The organism is Streptomyces sp. NPDC043738 (genome assembly GCF_056436545.1).
The window spans coordinates 145466-158383 of sequence record NZ_JBWKCJ010000020.1 but is presented as its reverse complement, the minus strand read 5'-3'; the positions used below and the strand labels follow the sequence as shown (position 1 = coordinate 158383).

At 73.2% G+C, this 12918-nt stretch carries 15 protein-coding genes; 6 read left to right on the top strand and 9 right to left on the bottom strand.

What is annotated here, in order from left to right; translation table 11 throughout:
- Window positions 1–125: 125 nt before the first annotated feature.
- The gene (locus AC0680_RS25120; RefSeq protein ID WP_003985072.1) at window positions 126–293 is read right to left on the bottom strand and encodes a DUF3117 domain-containing protein; all 168 of its coding nucleotides are present in this window, start codon (window positions 291–293) and stop codon (window positions 126–128) included.
- A gap of 323 nt (window positions 294–616) precedes the next feature.
- Between AC0680_RS25120 and chcB the strand changes: the two genes are divergently transcribed.
- The gene (chcB, locus tag AC0680_RS25115; RefSeq protein WP_478632620.1) at window positions 617–1417 is read left to right on the top strand and encodes a 2-cyclohexenylcarbonyl CoA isomerase; all 801 of its coding nucleotides are present in this window, start codon (window positions 617–619) and stop codon (window positions 1415–1417) included.
- 43 nt (window positions 1418–1460) lie between these two features.
- Here chcB and AC0680_RS25110 read toward each other — a convergent pair whose 3' ends face one another.
- Both AC0680_RS25110 and AC0680_RS25105 read right to left on the bottom strand, forming a co-directional pair.
- A complete protein-coding gene (locus AC0680_RS25110; protein WP_478632618.1) occupies window positions 1461–2066 on the bottom strand; it encodes a DNA-3-methyladenine glycosylase I in 606 nt (201 codons plus the stop codon).
- Window positions 2063–2503, bottom strand: a complete 441-nt coding sequence (locus AC0680_RS25105; RefSeq protein ID WP_478632616.1) for a DivIVA domain-containing protein — start codon at window positions 2501–2503, stop codon at window positions 2063–2065. The genes AC0680_RS25110 and AC0680_RS25105 overlap by 4 nt, the downstream gene beginning before the upstream one ends.
- A 92-nt stretch (window positions 2504–2595) precedes the next feature.
- Here AC0680_RS25105 and folP point away from each other — a divergent pair, with 92 nt between their 5' ends.
- Complete coding sequence (gene folP / locus AC0680_RS25100) at window positions 2596–3495, top strand: dihydropteroate synthase (RefSeq protein WP_478632614.1); 900 nt, start codon at window positions 2596–2598, stop codon at window positions 3493–3495.
- 52 nt (window positions 3496–3547) lie between these two features.
- Here folP and AC0680_RS25095 read toward each other — a convergent pair whose 3' ends face one another.
- Together AC0680_RS25095 and dapE are read right to left on the bottom strand one after the other, a co-directional pair.
- Entirely contained in the window at window positions 3548–4297 is a 750-nt protein-coding gene (locus tag AC0680_RS25095) for an LOG family protein (protein ID WP_384432181.1), read from the bottom strand.
- Between the two features lie 124 nt (window positions 4298–4421).
- On the bottom strand, window positions 4422–5513 hold the full coding sequence (dapE, locus tag AC0680_RS25090) for a succinyl-diaminopimelate desuccinylase (RefSeq protein ID WP_478632611.1): 1092 nt from the start codon (window positions 5511–5513) through the stop codon (window positions 4422–4424).
- Window positions 5514–5553: 40 nt separating this feature from the next.
- On the opposite strand from dapE, the gene AC0680_RS25085 reads away from it, so the two are divergent.
- Together AC0680_RS25085 and AC0680_RS25080 are read left to right on the top strand one after the other, a co-directional pair.
- Window positions 5554–6483 (top strand): VldE C-terminal domain-containing protein, encoded by a 930-nt coding sequence (locus AC0680_RS25085; RefSeq protein WP_478632609.1) that lies wholly within the window; start codon window positions 5554–5556, stop codon window positions 6481–6483.
- 311 nt (window positions 6484–6794) lie between these two features.
- Window positions 6795–7232 carry an ATP-binding protein gene (locus tag AC0680_RS25080; RefSeq protein ID WP_478632608.1) on the top strand — a complete coding sequence of 146 codons (438 nt, stop codon included), beginning with the start codon at window positions 6795–6797 and terminating at the stop codon, window positions 7230–7232.
- Between the two features lie 73 nt (window positions 7233–7305).
- Here AC0680_RS25080 and dapC read toward each other — a convergent pair whose 3' ends face one another.
- Both dapC and fdxA read right to left on the bottom strand, forming a co-directional pair.
- A complete protein-coding gene (gene dapC, locus AC0680_RS25075; RefSeq protein ID WP_478632605.1) occupies window positions 7306–8439 on the bottom strand; it encodes a succinyldiaminopimelate transaminase in 1134 nt (377 codons plus the stop codon).
- A gap of 196 nt (window positions 8440–8635) precedes the next feature.
- Window positions 8636–8956, bottom strand: coding sequence for a ferredoxin (gene fdxA / locus AC0680_RS25070; RefSeq protein WP_187811607.1), 321 nt, complete (start codon window positions 8954–8956; stop codon window positions 8636–8638).
- A 141-nt stretch (window positions 8957–9097) separates the two neighbouring features.
- On the opposite strand from fdxA, the gene AC0680_RS25065 reads away from it, so the two are divergent.
- Both AC0680_RS25065 and AC0680_RS25060 read left to right on the top strand, forming a co-directional pair.
- Window positions 9098–10117: a GNAT family N-acetyltransferase gene (locus tag AC0680_RS25065; RefSeq protein WP_478632601.1), complete on the top strand. Its 1020-nt coding sequence runs from the start codon at window positions 9098–9100 to the stop codon at window positions 10115–10117.
- A 15-nt stretch (window positions 10118–10132) separates the two neighbouring features.
- Entirely contained in the window at window positions 10133–11041 is a 909-nt protein-coding gene (locus AC0680_RS25060; protein WP_478632598.1) for a transglutaminase family protein, read from the top strand.
- On the opposite strand, the gene AC0680_RS25055 is transcribed toward AC0680_RS25060, so the two are convergent.
- On the bottom strand, window positions 11034–12203 hold the full coding sequence (locus AC0680_RS25055; protein WP_478632595.1) for a PP2C family protein-serine/threonine phosphatase: 1170 nt from the start codon (window positions 12201–12203) through the stop codon (window positions 11034–11036). The genes AC0680_RS25060 and AC0680_RS25055 overlap by 8 nt on opposite strands.
- A 108-nt stretch (window positions 12204–12311) precedes the next feature.
- Complete coding sequence (locus AC0680_RS25050) at window positions 12312–12917, bottom strand: response regulator transcription factor (RefSeq protein WP_478632593.1); 606 nt, start codon at window positions 12915–12917, stop codon at window positions 12312–12314.
- Between the last annotated feature and the right edge of the window lies 1 nt (window position 12918).

Below are 12918 nucleotides of genomic sequence, written 5' to 3'. Positions count from 1 at the left end.
ACCCCCCCCCCCCCCCCCCCCCCCCGACCCCCCCCCCCCCCCCCCCCCCCCCCGGGGCCGGGGTAAGGAATGTCGGCTGGTGGTACCGGGTCAGCCCCGGGAATCCGCCGGTTTCTCCGCCCTCGTCAGACGGTGACCTTCTCCAGGGCCTCACCCAGGGCCTTGGCTTCGTCGGGGGTCAGCTCGACGACGAGCCGCCCGCCGCCTTCGAGCGGAACGCGCATGACGATGCCCCGCCCCTCCTTGGTCACCTCGAGCGGGCCGTCACCCGTCCGCGGCTTCATGGCCGCCATGCTCGTTCCCCTTCCTGAAACCAGCTCATCTCAGCCGACGGCCCGAATAGGCACGTGTCACCGGCATCGAACACATTGCTTCCAGGCCATTATCCCGCATCGAACGACCCGATGACCAACATCGGGGAGCATCCCTTCGGCAACGCGCTCTCTCAAACCCACCCAATTCGGGGAGGTGGCTGCGATACTCCTCCGCCCGCCGGTCTCCGACGCGCCCGCTTTCTTTGATGTACGTCACATGCGAACCGCCGATGATCTCCGGCATCCTGAGCGCTGACTGCCGCTGCCGAGCAGTCCGAGCCGCGACGGAGGGGACTCCCACTATGGCCGACACCGTGCTCTACGACGTGACCGACGGACTCGCGACGATCACGCTCAACCGCCCCGACGCGATGAACGCGCTGAACATCGAGGCGAAGGTCCTGCTGCGGGACACCCTGCAACAGGCCGCCGCCGACCCCGCCGTACGCGCCGTGCTGCTCACCGCCACCGGGCGCGCCTTCTGCGTCGGCCAGGACCTCAAGGAGCACATCGGCCTGCTGGCGCAGGACCGGGCCAACGGCTCCGGCGGCACCATGAACACCGTGCGTGAGCACTACAACCCGATCGTGACGGCGCTGACCGAGATGCCCAAGCCCGTGGTCGCGGGCGTCAACGGGGTCGCCGCGGGAGCCGGTGCGGGCTTCGCGCTCGCCGCCGACTACCGCGTCGTCGCCGACTCCGCGTCCTTCAACACCTCCTTCGCCGGCGTCGCGCTGACCGCCGACTCCGGGATGTCCTGGACGCTGCCCCGGCTGATCGGCCATGGCAGGGCCGCCGATCTGCTGCTCTTCCCGCGCAGCATCAGCGCCCAGGAGGCGTACGAACTGGGCATCGCCAACAAGGTCGTAGCAGCCGACGAGCTGGCGCAGGAGGCCGCGGCCGTCGCCCGCCGACTGGCCCAGGGTCCGACCGCCGCCTACGCCGCGATCAAGGAGTCGCTGGCCTACGGCGCCGGGCACTCGCTCGCCGAGACCCTCGGCAAGGAGGACGAACTGCAGGTCCGGGCCGGGGCGTCGGAGGACCACCGGATCGCGGTCGAGGCGTTCGTGAAGAAGGAGAAGCCGGTCTACCTGGGCCGCTGAGCCGCCGGGCGATCCGGCCGGCCGCGCGGGCCGGCCGGCCCGGTCAGCCGGCCGCCGCCTCCACGGCCCGGCGCACATGGCAGTCCGCCAGATGGTCGTTGACCAGGCCGCACGCCTGCATCATCGCGTAGGCGGTGGTCGGGCCGACGAAGCGGAAGCCGCGCTTCTTGAGCTCCTTGGCGAGCGCCGTCGACTCCGGGGTCACCGGCGCGACGTCCGCGACGGTGCGCGGCACGGGCCGGCCGGCCCGGTCGGGGGCGTGGGACCAGATCAGCTCGTCCAGTTCGCCGGGGGCCAGCCCGGCGGCGACCTGGGCGTTGTTGATCGTCGCGGCGATCTTGGCGCGGTTGCGGATGATGCCGGGGTCGGCGAGCAGCCGCTCGGCGTCCGCTTCGGTGAACCGCGCCACCTTCGAGATCCGGAAGCCGGCGAACGCGGCGCGGAATCCGGGGCGGCGCCGCAGGATCGTGATCCAGGACAGCCCGGACTGGAAGGCCTCCAGGGTCATCCGCTCGAAGAGCGCGTCGTCGCCGTGGACCGGCAGGCCCCACTCCGTGTCGTGGTACGCGCGGTAGTCGGCCATCTGCTCCGAGGCCATGCCCCAGGGACAGCGCGCGAGGCCGTCCGGTTCCGTCACCACACCGCTCATGCCTGCTCCTCGCCTTCCACGCGCCGGGGTGGTTCGGCGGCGCCGGCGGCCTCGGGCCCACCGGCCCCGGGCCGCGGGTCCGGACCCGCCCCGCTCGGCTGCGGGCCGCCCCCGATCAGCCCCGGGCCGCCGATCGCCGCGGCATGGGCGCCGGCCAGGGCCGCCTCCAGCTCGGCGATCCGGGCGTCGCGCTCGGCCAGCTCGGCGCCCAGGCGGTCCAGGACGTCGTCGACGTCGTTCATCCGATAGCCGCGGACGGTCACCGCCAGCCGTACGGCATCCACGTCGGCGCGGCCCACCGGGCGGTCCTCGGGCAGCGGGTCGTACAGCCGGTCCGGCTCGGAATCCCGCAGCCCACCGCCGTCACCGCCGCCGACGACCACGAGCGTGACCGCGGCCACCACCACGACCATCGCGATCAGCAAGAACCAGAACACGACCAACTCCCCGGACTATGTGCCTGCCTCGATCGTGCCATGCGGGTCCGACAGTTAGGGTCGCTCCCGGACCACGGAGAGGAAGTCAGGGAATGCTGCGGCTGGGGAAACGCGAGTTCGAGGCGCATGAGCCGGTGATCATGGCCATCGTCAACAGGACCCCGGACTCGTTCTACGACCAGGGCGCCACCTTCCGTGACGAGCCCGCGCTCGCCCGCGTGGAGCAGGCGGTGGCGGACGGCGCCGCGATCATCGACATCGGCGGCGTCAAGGCCGGCCCGGGCGAGGAGGTCAGCGCCGAGGAGGAGGCCCGCCGCACGGTCGGCTTCGTCGCCGAGGTCCGCAGGCGCTTCCCCGATGTGGTGATCAGCGTGGACACCTGGCGGCACGAGGTCGGCGAGGCGGTCTGCGAGGCCGGCGCGGACCTGCTCAACGACGCCTGGGGCGGCGTGGATCCGCGGCTGGCCGAGGTCGCGGCGCGGTACGACGTCGGCCTGGTGTGCACCCACGCGGGCGGCGTCGAGCCGCGCACCCGCCCGCATCGGGTGACCTACGACGACGTGATGGCGGACATCCTGCGGGTGACGCTCGGACTGGCGGAGCGGGCCGTGGAGTTGGGCGTCCGGCGCGACGCGATCCTGATCGATCCGGGGCACGACTTCGGCAAGAACACCCGGCACAGCCTGGAGGCGACCCGCCGGCTGGGCGAGATGACCCACACCGTTCCCCAAGCTCTCGGCTTCGCTCGAGCAGGGGATACCCCATTGCCGGTGCTGGTCTCGCTGTCCAACAAGGACTTCGTCGGCGAGACGCTCGACAAGCCGGTCAAGGAGCGGGTGCTGGGCACGCTGGCGACCACCGCCGTGTCCGCCTGGCTGGGCGCCCAGGTCTACCGCGTCCACGAGGTCGCCGAGACCCGGGAGGTGCTTCAGATGGTGGCCTCCATCGCCGGGCACCGGCCCCCGGCGGTCGCCCGCCGGGGACTGGCCTGAGCCGCCGGCACCGGCCCTGGACCGCCCCGGGCGGCTCAGGGCCACCGCGGCCTCAGATCCCGACCTCCTTGGTCACCAGCGCGATCGCCTCGTCCACGTCGTCGCTGAGGTGGAACAGCTCCAGATCGTGCATCGACGCCTTGCCCTCGGCGATGACGGTGTCGCGCAGCCAGTCGATCAGGCCGCTCCAGTAGGCCGTGCCGAACAGCACGATCGGGAAGCGGGTGACCTTGCGGGTCTGGACGAGGGTGAGCGCCTCGAAGAGCTCGTCGAGCGTGCCGAGGCCGCCGGGGAGCACCACGAACCCGCGCGCGTACTTCACAAAGCACGTCTTGCGGACGAAGAAGTACCGGAAGTCGACACCGAGGTTCACATAGTCGTTCATGCCCTGCTCGAAGGGCAGCTCGATGCCCAGCCCGACCGAGGTCCCGCCGGCCTCGTTGGCACCCTTGTTGGCGGCCTCCATGGCCCCGGGGCCGCCACCGGTGATCACCGCGAACCCGGCGTCGACCAGCGCCCGCCCGATCCGCACACCGGCGTCGTACTCCTTGGAGTCGCGCGGCGTACGGGCCGAGCCGAAGACGCTGACGGCCGGGCCCAGCTCGGCCAGCGCACCGAAGCCCTCGACGAACTCGGACTGGATGCGCATCACGCGCCACGGATCGGTGTGCACCCACTCGGAGGGACCTTCGGAGTCCAGCAGCCGCTGGTCGGTGGTGCCCGCCTGCACCTGGTCGTGACGGCGCAGGACGGGACCCAGCCGCTGCTCCTCGGGGACCGGCGCTCCCTCGGGACTGGCCATGACGTGCTCCCTCCGCAGACAGATCGTTTGCCGTTTCAGCCTAGATCCGCCGAAGCGCACAGCAGGGGAATTCGGCTCGTACGGGATCGGTGGGCGGCCGGTCCCCGGGGTGCCGGGCGGGTGCTCAGGCCGTTAGCCAGGCGCGCAGCCGCTCCTCGCAGTGCAGGATGCGCTCGACCTCGACCCGCTCGTCCTTCTTGTGCGCGAGCAGGGGGGCACCGGGACCGTAGTTGACGGCCGGGACGCCCAGCGCGCTGAAACGGGACACGTCGGTCCAGCCGAACTTGGGCATCGCCCGGCCGCCGACGGCCTCCATGAACGCCTTGGCCGCCGGGTGGGAGAGCCCCGGCAGCGCGCCGGGCGAGTGGTCGTCGACGAGGAACTCGTCCACCGGGCAGTCCGCGAAGACCTCGCGGACGTGCGCGATCGCCTCGTCCGGGGTGCGGTCGGGCGCGTAGCGGAAGTTGACGGTGACCGTGCAGGCGTCGGGGATGACGTTGTTGGCCACGCCTGCCTCGACGCGTACGGCGTTGAGGCCCTCGCGGTATTCCAGGCCGTCGATCACGGGGCGGCGCGGCTCGTACGCGGCGAGCTTCGCCAGGATCGGGGCGGCCGCGTGGATCGCGTTGGCGCCCATCCAGCTGCGGGCGGAGTGCGCACGCTCCCCGGTGGTGCGCAGCAGGACCCGCAGGGTGCCCTGGCAGCCGCCCTCCACCTGGCCGTCGGAGGGCTCCAGGAGGACGGCGAAGTCGCCGGCGAGCCAGTCGGGGTGCGCCTCGGCGACCTTGCCGAGGCCGTTGAGGTGCGCGGCGACCTCCTCGTTGTCGTAGAAGACGAAGGTCAGGTCGCGGTTGGGCGCGGGGACCGTGGCGGCCGTCCGCAGCTGGACGGCGACGCCGGACTTCATGTCGCAGGTGCCGCAGCCCCACAGCACGCCGTCCTCGTCGAGCCGCGACGGGACGTTGTCCGCGATCGGGACGGTGTCGAGGTGCCCGGCGAGCACCACCCGCTCGGCGCGGCCCAGGTGCGTGCGGGCCACGACGTTGTTGCCGTACCGGTCGACGGTCAGATGCGGCAGCGCGCGCAGGGCATGCTCGACGGCGTCGGCCAGGTCCGCTTCCTCGCCGCTGACGGAGGGGAAGTCGACGAGCTGCGCGGTGAGCTGCGCGGCGTCGAGCGACAGGTCCAGGGCGGGGTGGTGTGTGGAGCGCTCCATGGGGCCGACCCTATCCGCAGCACTCCAGTACGGTGGGCCCGTGTCCGCCCAGCCCGCAGCCCCCCGCCGCCGCAAGCGCCTCTGGCGTACCGCCGCGGCCTTCGCCGTCCTGCTCGGACTCGCCTGCTATCTGGTGGTGCAGTACGTGACCGGCGGCCCGGGGGCACCGCGCTGCACGGTGCGCGCCCAGGGCGACGAGAAGGACTACGAGCTCTCCCCCGAGCAGGCCGCCAACGCCGCGACCATCTCGGCGGTGGCCTCCTCGCGCGGGCTGCCGGAGCGGGCGGTGACCATCGCGCTGGCGACCGCGATGCAGGAGTCGGGGCTGCGCAACATCGACTTCGGCGACCGGGACTCGGTCGGGCTCTTCCAGCAGCGGCCGTCCCAGGACTGGGGCACCGTGAAGCAGATCATGGACCCGGTCTACTCGGCGGGGGAGTTCTACCGGCACCTGGCCAAGGTGCCCGGCTACTCCCGGCTGCCGCTGACCGTGGCGGCCCAGAAGGTGCAGCGCAGCGGCTATCCGCAGGCGTACGCCAAGCACGAGGCGAACGCCGCGCGGCTGACCGGGGCGCTGACCGGGCGCGACGGGGGTGCGATGACCTGCACCGAGAGCCGGCCGGTGGACAGCAAGGCGGGCGGCGCCGCCAAGGTGCGCGAGAAGCTGGTGCGGGAGTTCGGGCCCGAGGTGCTGCCGCGGACGAAGAGCGCGGCCGGGCGCGGTGCGGGCGGCGAGCGCGGTCTGACGGTTCCGGTGCGGCCGGTCGGGCCGGTGGCGGCGGGCGACGCCTCGCGGCGCGGCTGGGAGCTGGCCGTGTGGGCGATGGCGCACTCCGCGGAACTGCGCATCGAGCAGATCTCCTACGCCGGCCGGACGTGGTCGGCGGCCGATGCCGACAAGGGCTGGCAGCGCAAGCCGGCCGATGCGGCGAAGGCCGGGCGCGACGTTCGTATTATCACCGCGCAATAACTCCGCAGAGTTCTCCTCGATGCGCCGCCCATCGGGCGGCGGTAATTCCCCTCACGGTAAGGGGAATTGAGATCACAAAGGCCGGGCGGGCCCTCAATTCCCTTGTGCCAGAAGGCCCGTGACGCCTCCACCGCCTGTGCCGCGCACACATATCGAGCACCTTCCGCCACGGCCGAATATGTGTCGCGTTACCAATTCTTTACCTTAATTCACCGCAACCTTCGGGGGTCTGAAGCGGTAGTCAGTGCGTCCGCCCGGCGGACATGGCACATCTGTCAGAAGTACGAGTCCCTCTCCGTAAAAGGAGCACCATGTCCCTCCCCGTTACGCGTCGGATCGCCCGAGCCGCCCTGCTCGTCGCAGCAGGTGCCGCTCCTGTGGTCGGTGCGGCCGGTACCGCCAGCGCCGCGGCACTGCCCGCCAAGGCGCCCGACCTGGTGGGCGGGCTCACCGCACCCCTGGACTCCCGCAACACCAACAAGGCCCTCGACCACGCCGCGCACGACGGCGCCGGCGTGCTGAACACGACCGGCAAGAAGGCGGTGACCAAGCTCGCCCCGGCGCTCGTCGAGACCGCGGCCCCCGCCGTCAAGAAGGTCCTGCCGATCACCCAGGGTGCCGCGCAGAAGGCCGAGGGCACGGCCCGCCCGTTCACCAAGGACGGCATCACGACCAACAAGCTGCCGGTGGACGCGGCCATGGGCCTGGCCGGGCAGGCCCTGCTCGGCGGGATGCCGCTCGGCGGCTGACCGCCCGCCGGAAGCACGCGCGGGGGCCCGGGGAGTTCGCTCTCCCCGGGCCCCCGCGCACGCGTATGCCGCCCTACTCCGCCAGGCGGCGCACCGCGGCGTCGACCCGCTCGTCGGTGGCGGTGAAGGCGATCCGTACGAACCGCTCCCCCGCCGGGCCGTAGAACTCGCCGGGGGCGACCAGGATGCCGCGCTCGGCGAGCTCGCCGACGGTGTCCCAGCAGGGCTCGTCGCGGGTCGCCCAGAGGTAGAGCGACGCCTCGCTGTGCTCGATGCGGAAGCCCGCGGCCTCGAAGGCGCCGCGCAGCGCGGCGCGGCGGCGGGCGTAGCGCGCACGCTGCTCGGCGACATGGGCGGTGTCACCGAGCGCGGCGACGGTGGCGGCCTGGACCGGCGCCGCGATCATCATGCCGCCGTGCTTGCGGATCTGCAGCAGGTCGCCGAGGACCGCGGCGTCGCCGACGAGGAAGGCGGAGCGGTAGCCGGCGAGGTTGGAGCGCTTGGAGAGGGAGTGGACGGCGACGATGCCTTCCGGCGAACCGCCGCAGACGTCCGGGTGGAGCACGGAGACCGGGTCGGCCTCCCAGCCCAGTTCGAGGTAGCACTCGTCGCTGAAGAGCAGCACACCGTGCTCGCGCGCCCAGGCGACCGTGCGGCGCAGCTCGTCGGCGCCCAGCACCCGGCCGGTGGGGTTGGACGGCGAGTTCAGCCAGAGCAGTCGCAGGCCGTCGGGGTCCAGGTCCCAGGGGTCGTCGTAGACGACCGGCTCGGCGCCGGCCAGGCGGGCGCCGACCTCGTACGTCGGGTAGGCCAGGCGCGGGTAGCCGACCTTGTCGCCGGCGCCCAGACCCAGCTGGGTCGGCAGCCAGGCCACCAGCTCCTTGGAGCCGACGACCGGCAGCACGTTGGTGTGCGCCAGGCCCTTTGCGCCCAGGCGCTCGGCGGCCCAGCCGGTGAGCGCGTCACGCAGCTCGGCCGTCCCCCACACCGTCGGATAGCCCGGACTGTCGGCCGCCGCGGTCAGCGCCTGCCGGACCACGGCGGGGACCGGGTCGACCGGGGTGCCGACGGACAGGTCGACGATCCCGCCGGCGTGCGCGGCGGCGGTGGTCTTGTACGGCTCCAGCCGGTCCCACGGGAAGACGGGAAGCCGGTCGCGGAGCGACTCCCGGGAGGATCCGGGCTGGGGGGTGGAGGCTGCGCCCACGGTGCTCTCTTTCTCGGTGGTGCGGGGACGCCCGGCGCATACGCCTCGGTCCCGTACGGCGGAAGGCCGTACGGGACCGAAGCAGGTCGAAGCCGTGCGGCCGGGGCCGTACGGGTCCGGGGCGGCGCCGTGCGACCGCTGACGACGTCGGAGGCCGGAAGGGAGCGGCGAGACTCCCTCCTGGGTCCTCCGGTCGTTACTGGTTCTGCGGCGGCAGCCCGGCGATGAAGGGGTGGTCCCGCTCGATCAGGCCGAGCTTGCTGGCGCCACCGGGCGAGCCGAGCTCGTCGAAGAACTCCACATTCGCCTTGTAGTAGTCCTTCCACTCCTCCGGGGTGTCGTCCTCGTAGAAGATCGCCTCGACCGGGCAGACCGGCTCACAGGCGCCACAGTCGACGCATTCGTCCGGGTGGATGTACAAGGACCGGGAGCCCTCGTAGATGCAGTCGACCGGGCACTCCTCGATGCACGCCTTGTCCTTGACGTCGACACAAGGCTGCGCGATGACGTAGGTCACGCTGTCGTTCCTCCTCGGTAGGGCCGGCGGGACCGATTGGCGGTACCGCCGCTGGGCGCGCGGGAGCGCGGCGTCGTCGATGCCCGCCACCTAGTATCTCCGTTCCCGGGCACGAGACGAACAAGAGGGGCGGTTTGAGCGATGGAATTCCTGGCCGGCGGTCGCGCGGAAGTCCGTATCACCCGTGCTGACGTGGGCAAAAGGGTATCCGTCCGGCGTCGGACGGGGGGCGGACCCGGGGAGCCGGCGTTCACGGACGTGGTCGGCGTTCTCACATCGTGGGACCAGGGTGTGCTGAGCATCACACGACGCAGCGGCGAGTGTGTGCGGATCGAGGAATCCTCGCTGGTCGCGGCGAAGGTCGCGCCCGCGGCACCGGCCCGCAGAAAGGTGCCGGCGGCCGGCACCCGGGAGCTCCAGCAGATCGCGGCCCGCGGCTGGCCGGCCGTCGAGACCGAACGTCTCGGGGAGTGGACGCTGCGTGCCTCCGGGGGGTTCACCCGCCGGGCCAACTCCGTACTGCCCCTCGGAGCCCCCGGCCTCCCGCTGGACGAGGCCCTCGAGCGGGTCGAGCGGTGGTACGGCGACCGCGGGCTGCCGGCGGTGATCGTGGTCGCCACCGGGCGGGCGGACACCGACGAGGAGCTGGCCGCGGAGCTGGCCGGGCGCGGCTGGCGCGAGGAGGCGCACACCAGGGTCCTGATCTCGGCGCTGGCACCGCTCGCGGACACCACGGCCGACACCACCCGCGTCACGCTGTCGCGGGAGGCGGGCCCGGAGTGGCTGGCCCTGTACAACCGGACCGGCGACGGCGACGCTCCCACCGACGCGGCGCGGGCGGTGCTGACCGGTGGCCCCTCGGTGTGGTTCGCCACGGTGCGCGGCGCCGACGGCACGACGGCGGCGATCGGCCGCCTGGTCGTCGACGGGCGCTGGGCGGGGTTCGCGGCGCTGGAGGTGGACCCGGCCCTGCGGCGGCAGGGGCTGGCCACACTGGTGATGGCGGCCCTCGCCGAGCGCGCCCTGGACGAGGGGGCCTCCGCGGCGTATCTGCAGGTCGAGGCGGACAACGCGGGCGCCCTGGCGTTCTACGACCGGCTCGGCTTCAGCGACCACCACGGCTACCACTACCGGCGTGCCCTGCCGGGCGGCCGCGACTGACGGAGTACCACCCCCATGTCCCAGGAACCCGAGCCGGAACAGGCCGCCCGTGCCGCGCGGCGGCGGCTGTTCGCCGAGGCCGCGCGCGCGAAGGCGCCCGACCTGGCCCTGCTGTGCCTGCTGATCGGCGCCGAGGCCGACCCCGGGCTGGACGAGCGCGGCATCGACGACGTCCAGATCGAACTGGACCGCCTGGCCGGGCTGCTGCCCTACGCGCCCGCCCGTCGCCCGACCACCGCCCCAGCCGGAAGCGCTGCGCGCTGCCCCTCTGACAGCGGGCCGGGCGCCTGGGCCCGCAACCTCGCCGAGCTGCTGGGCACCCGCTGTGGCTTCGGCGGCTCCCCGGCCGACTACCGGCGGCTTCAGTCCTCGCTGCTGCACGAGGTGGTGCGGCGCCGCCGGGGCCTGCCGATCCTGCTGTCGGTGGTGTGGATGGAGGTCGCCCGGCGGGCCGGCGCACCCGTGTACGGGGTGGCGCTGCCGGGGCACTTCGTCGTCGGCTTCGGCGACCCCTACGGGGTGCACGTACTGGCCGATCCGTTCGCGGGCGGGCGGCCGCTGACCGATGACGACGCGGCGCTGCTGGTCGCGGGGGCGACCGGTGGGCCGCTGACCGAGCAGATGATCGAGCCCGCCGGCCCGCTGGACGTCGTGCTGCGGGTGCTCAACAACATCCGGGCCTGGGCGCAGGCCCGCCCGGAGCACAGCGCGGTGCAGCTGTGGGCGCTGGAGTTGTCGCTGCTGCTGCCGAGCCATCCGGCGCGGCTGCGCCACGAGCGGGCCCGGCTGCTCGTCCAGCGGGGCGAGTTCCTCGCCGGGGCGGCCGAGCTGGAGGAGTACGCGCGGGTGGTGGCGGCCGTCGAGCCGGCCGGTGCGGACGCGATCCGCCGCGAGGCCGCCGCGGCCCGCGCCATGCTCAACTGAGCTGCGGCGGCAGGCCCGGCGTCAGCCGGGGAAGCTCCGTACCAAGGGCCCCGGCCGCCGGTCCCGTAAGACGCGTCCGGCGCCGGACGACCAGTGCGGTCGCGTCGTCCAGCAGCCGGCCACCGGTGAAGGACTCCAGGTCGGCGCGGAGGGTGCGGGCCAGCTCGGCCGGCTCCAGACCGGTCCAGCCGGCCAGGCGCTCGGCCAGCGGGTAGAACTCGCCGTCCGCGCCGCGTGCCTCGGTGACGCCGTCGGTGCACAGCACGACCCAGTCGTCCGGCTCCGGGAGGACCCGTGCGGCGCGGCGCGGCTCCACGCCGAGCGGGCCCAGGCCCAGCGGCAGCCCGCCCTCGCCGTCCCGGCGCTCGTACACCCTGCCCGCACGCACCAGGTAGTACGGGATGTGGCCGCAGGACAGCACCCGGCCCCGGGGCCCGTTGGGGGTGTCGCGCATCTCCATCAGCAGCGCCGTGACGAAGCGCTCGTCGGTGCCCTGCGCGACGGAGCGGGTGTTGTAGCGGGTCAGCGCGCTCTCCATGCGCTCGGCCACCGACTCCAGGGAGTCCTGGTACTGCGCGGCCTCCCGGAACGACGCCAGCACCTCCAGGCCGGCGCCGATCGCCGGCATGCCCTTGCCCTGTACGTCGCCGATCATCAGCCGCAGCCCGTGGGGGGTGTCGATGGCCTCGTAGATGTCGCCGCCGACCCGGGCGCCCTCCTGGGCGGAGACATAGAAGCCGTACGCCTCGACCGGCCCGGCGCTCAGCGGCAGCTCGCGCAGCATCGCCCGCTGCACCGTGTCGGCCACCAGGCTCGTGCGGGCGTGCAGCGCCTCGCGCTGCAGCCGGGTGCGGCACAGCACCAGGGAGAAGACCGCCACCAGGACCGCGCCGAAGATGCCGACGACGCGGCTGGCCGGGGCCCAGTCGGGCACCGTGAAGATGTCGACGTAGGTCAGGCACACCACGAAGACGGCCGCCACCAGGCGCGTGTGGCGGTACGAGCAGCGCAGCGCGGCGTACAGCGGGGCGATGCCCATGAAGGCCGAGATGTGCAGCTCCGGGCCGGTCGTCGCGTCCAGGACGGTGACGACGAGGATCGCGAGGATCAGCAGCGCGGTGGCGCGGCGATCGCTCGTTGTGCCTCGGTTGGCGGCCGTCACACCTCCAGCCTGCGCGAAGCCACCCGGCACCGCACAGGGACGAAGGTCCCGCGCCCGGGGGACGGCCGGACGGGGCGGGGCCGGAGCGACTCCCAGAGGGCCCCTTCCCTAGAGCCAGCCCTTGTCGCGTGCCGTGCGGACCGCCTCGGCGCGGTTGCGGGCGCCGGTCTTCTGGATGGCGGTGGAGAGGTAGTTGCGGACCGTGCCCTGGGACAGCTGCAGGGCGCGGGCGATCTCGGCGTTGGTGGAGCCGTCGGCGGCCGTCCGCAGCACCTGCCGTTCGCGCTCGGTCAGCGGGCTGGCCCCGTCGGCGAGCGCGGCCGCCGCCAGGGCCGGGTCGATGACCCGCTCACCGCGCAGCACGCGGCGCACCGCGTCCGCGAGCCGGGCCGCCGGGGCGTCCTTGACCAGGAAGGCATCGGCACCGGACTCCATGGCGCGCCGCAGGTAGCCGGGGCGGCCGAAGGTGGTGAGGATGACGATCTTCACGCCGGGCAGCGCGGCACGCAGCGCGGCCGCCGCGTCCAGCCCGCTCATGCCGGGCATCTCGATGTCCAGCAACGCGACGTCGACGTCCTGCGCCCGCGCCGCCGGGAGCACCTCGTCCCCGCGGGCCGCCTGTGCGACGACCTCCAGGTCCTCCTCCAGCGACAGCAGCGCGGCCAGCGCCTCCCGGACCATCGACTGGTCCTCGGCCAGCAGCACTCTGATCATG

Coding starts and splice junctions, on each gene's coding strand:
- AC0680_RS25120 (WP_003985072.1), bottom strand. CDS start 293: ATGGCGGCCATGAAGCCGCGGACGGGTGACGGCCCGCTCGAGGTGACC.
- AC0680_RS25060 (WP_478632598.1), top strand. CDS start 10,133: ATGTCCCAGGAACCCGAGCCGGAACAGGCCGCCCGTGCCGCGCGGCGG.
- AC0680_RS25050 (WP_478632593.1), bottom strand. CDS start 12,917: ATGATCAGAGTGCTGCTGGCCGAGGACCAGTCGATGGTCCGGGAGGCG.
- AC0680_RS25080 (WP_478632608.1), top strand. CDS start 6,795: ATGTCCCTCCCCGTTACGCGTCGGATCGCCCGAGCCGCCCTGCTCGTC.
- AC0680_RS25065 (WP_478632601.1), top strand. CDS start 9,098: ATGGAATTCCTGGCCGGCGGTCGCGCGGAAGTCCGTATCACCCGTGCT.
- chcB (WP_478632620.1), top strand. CDS start 617: ATGGCCGACACCGTGCTCTACGACGTGACCGACGGACTCGCGACGATC.
- AC0680_RS25110 (WP_478632618.1), bottom strand. CDS start 2,066: ATGAGCGGTGTGGTGACGGAACCGGACGGCCTCGCGCGCTGTCCCTGG.
- AC0680_RS25095 (WP_384432181.1), bottom strand. CDS start 4,297: ATGGCCAGTCCCGAGGGAGCGCCGGTCCCCGAGGAGCAGCGGCTGGGT.
- folP (WP_478632614.1), top strand. CDS start 2,596: ATGCTGCGGCTGGGGAAACGCGAGTTCGAGGCGCATGAGCCGGTGATC.
- dapE (WP_478632611.1), bottom strand. CDS start 5,513: ATGGAGCGCTCCACACACCACCCCGCCCTGGACCTGTCGCTCGACGCC.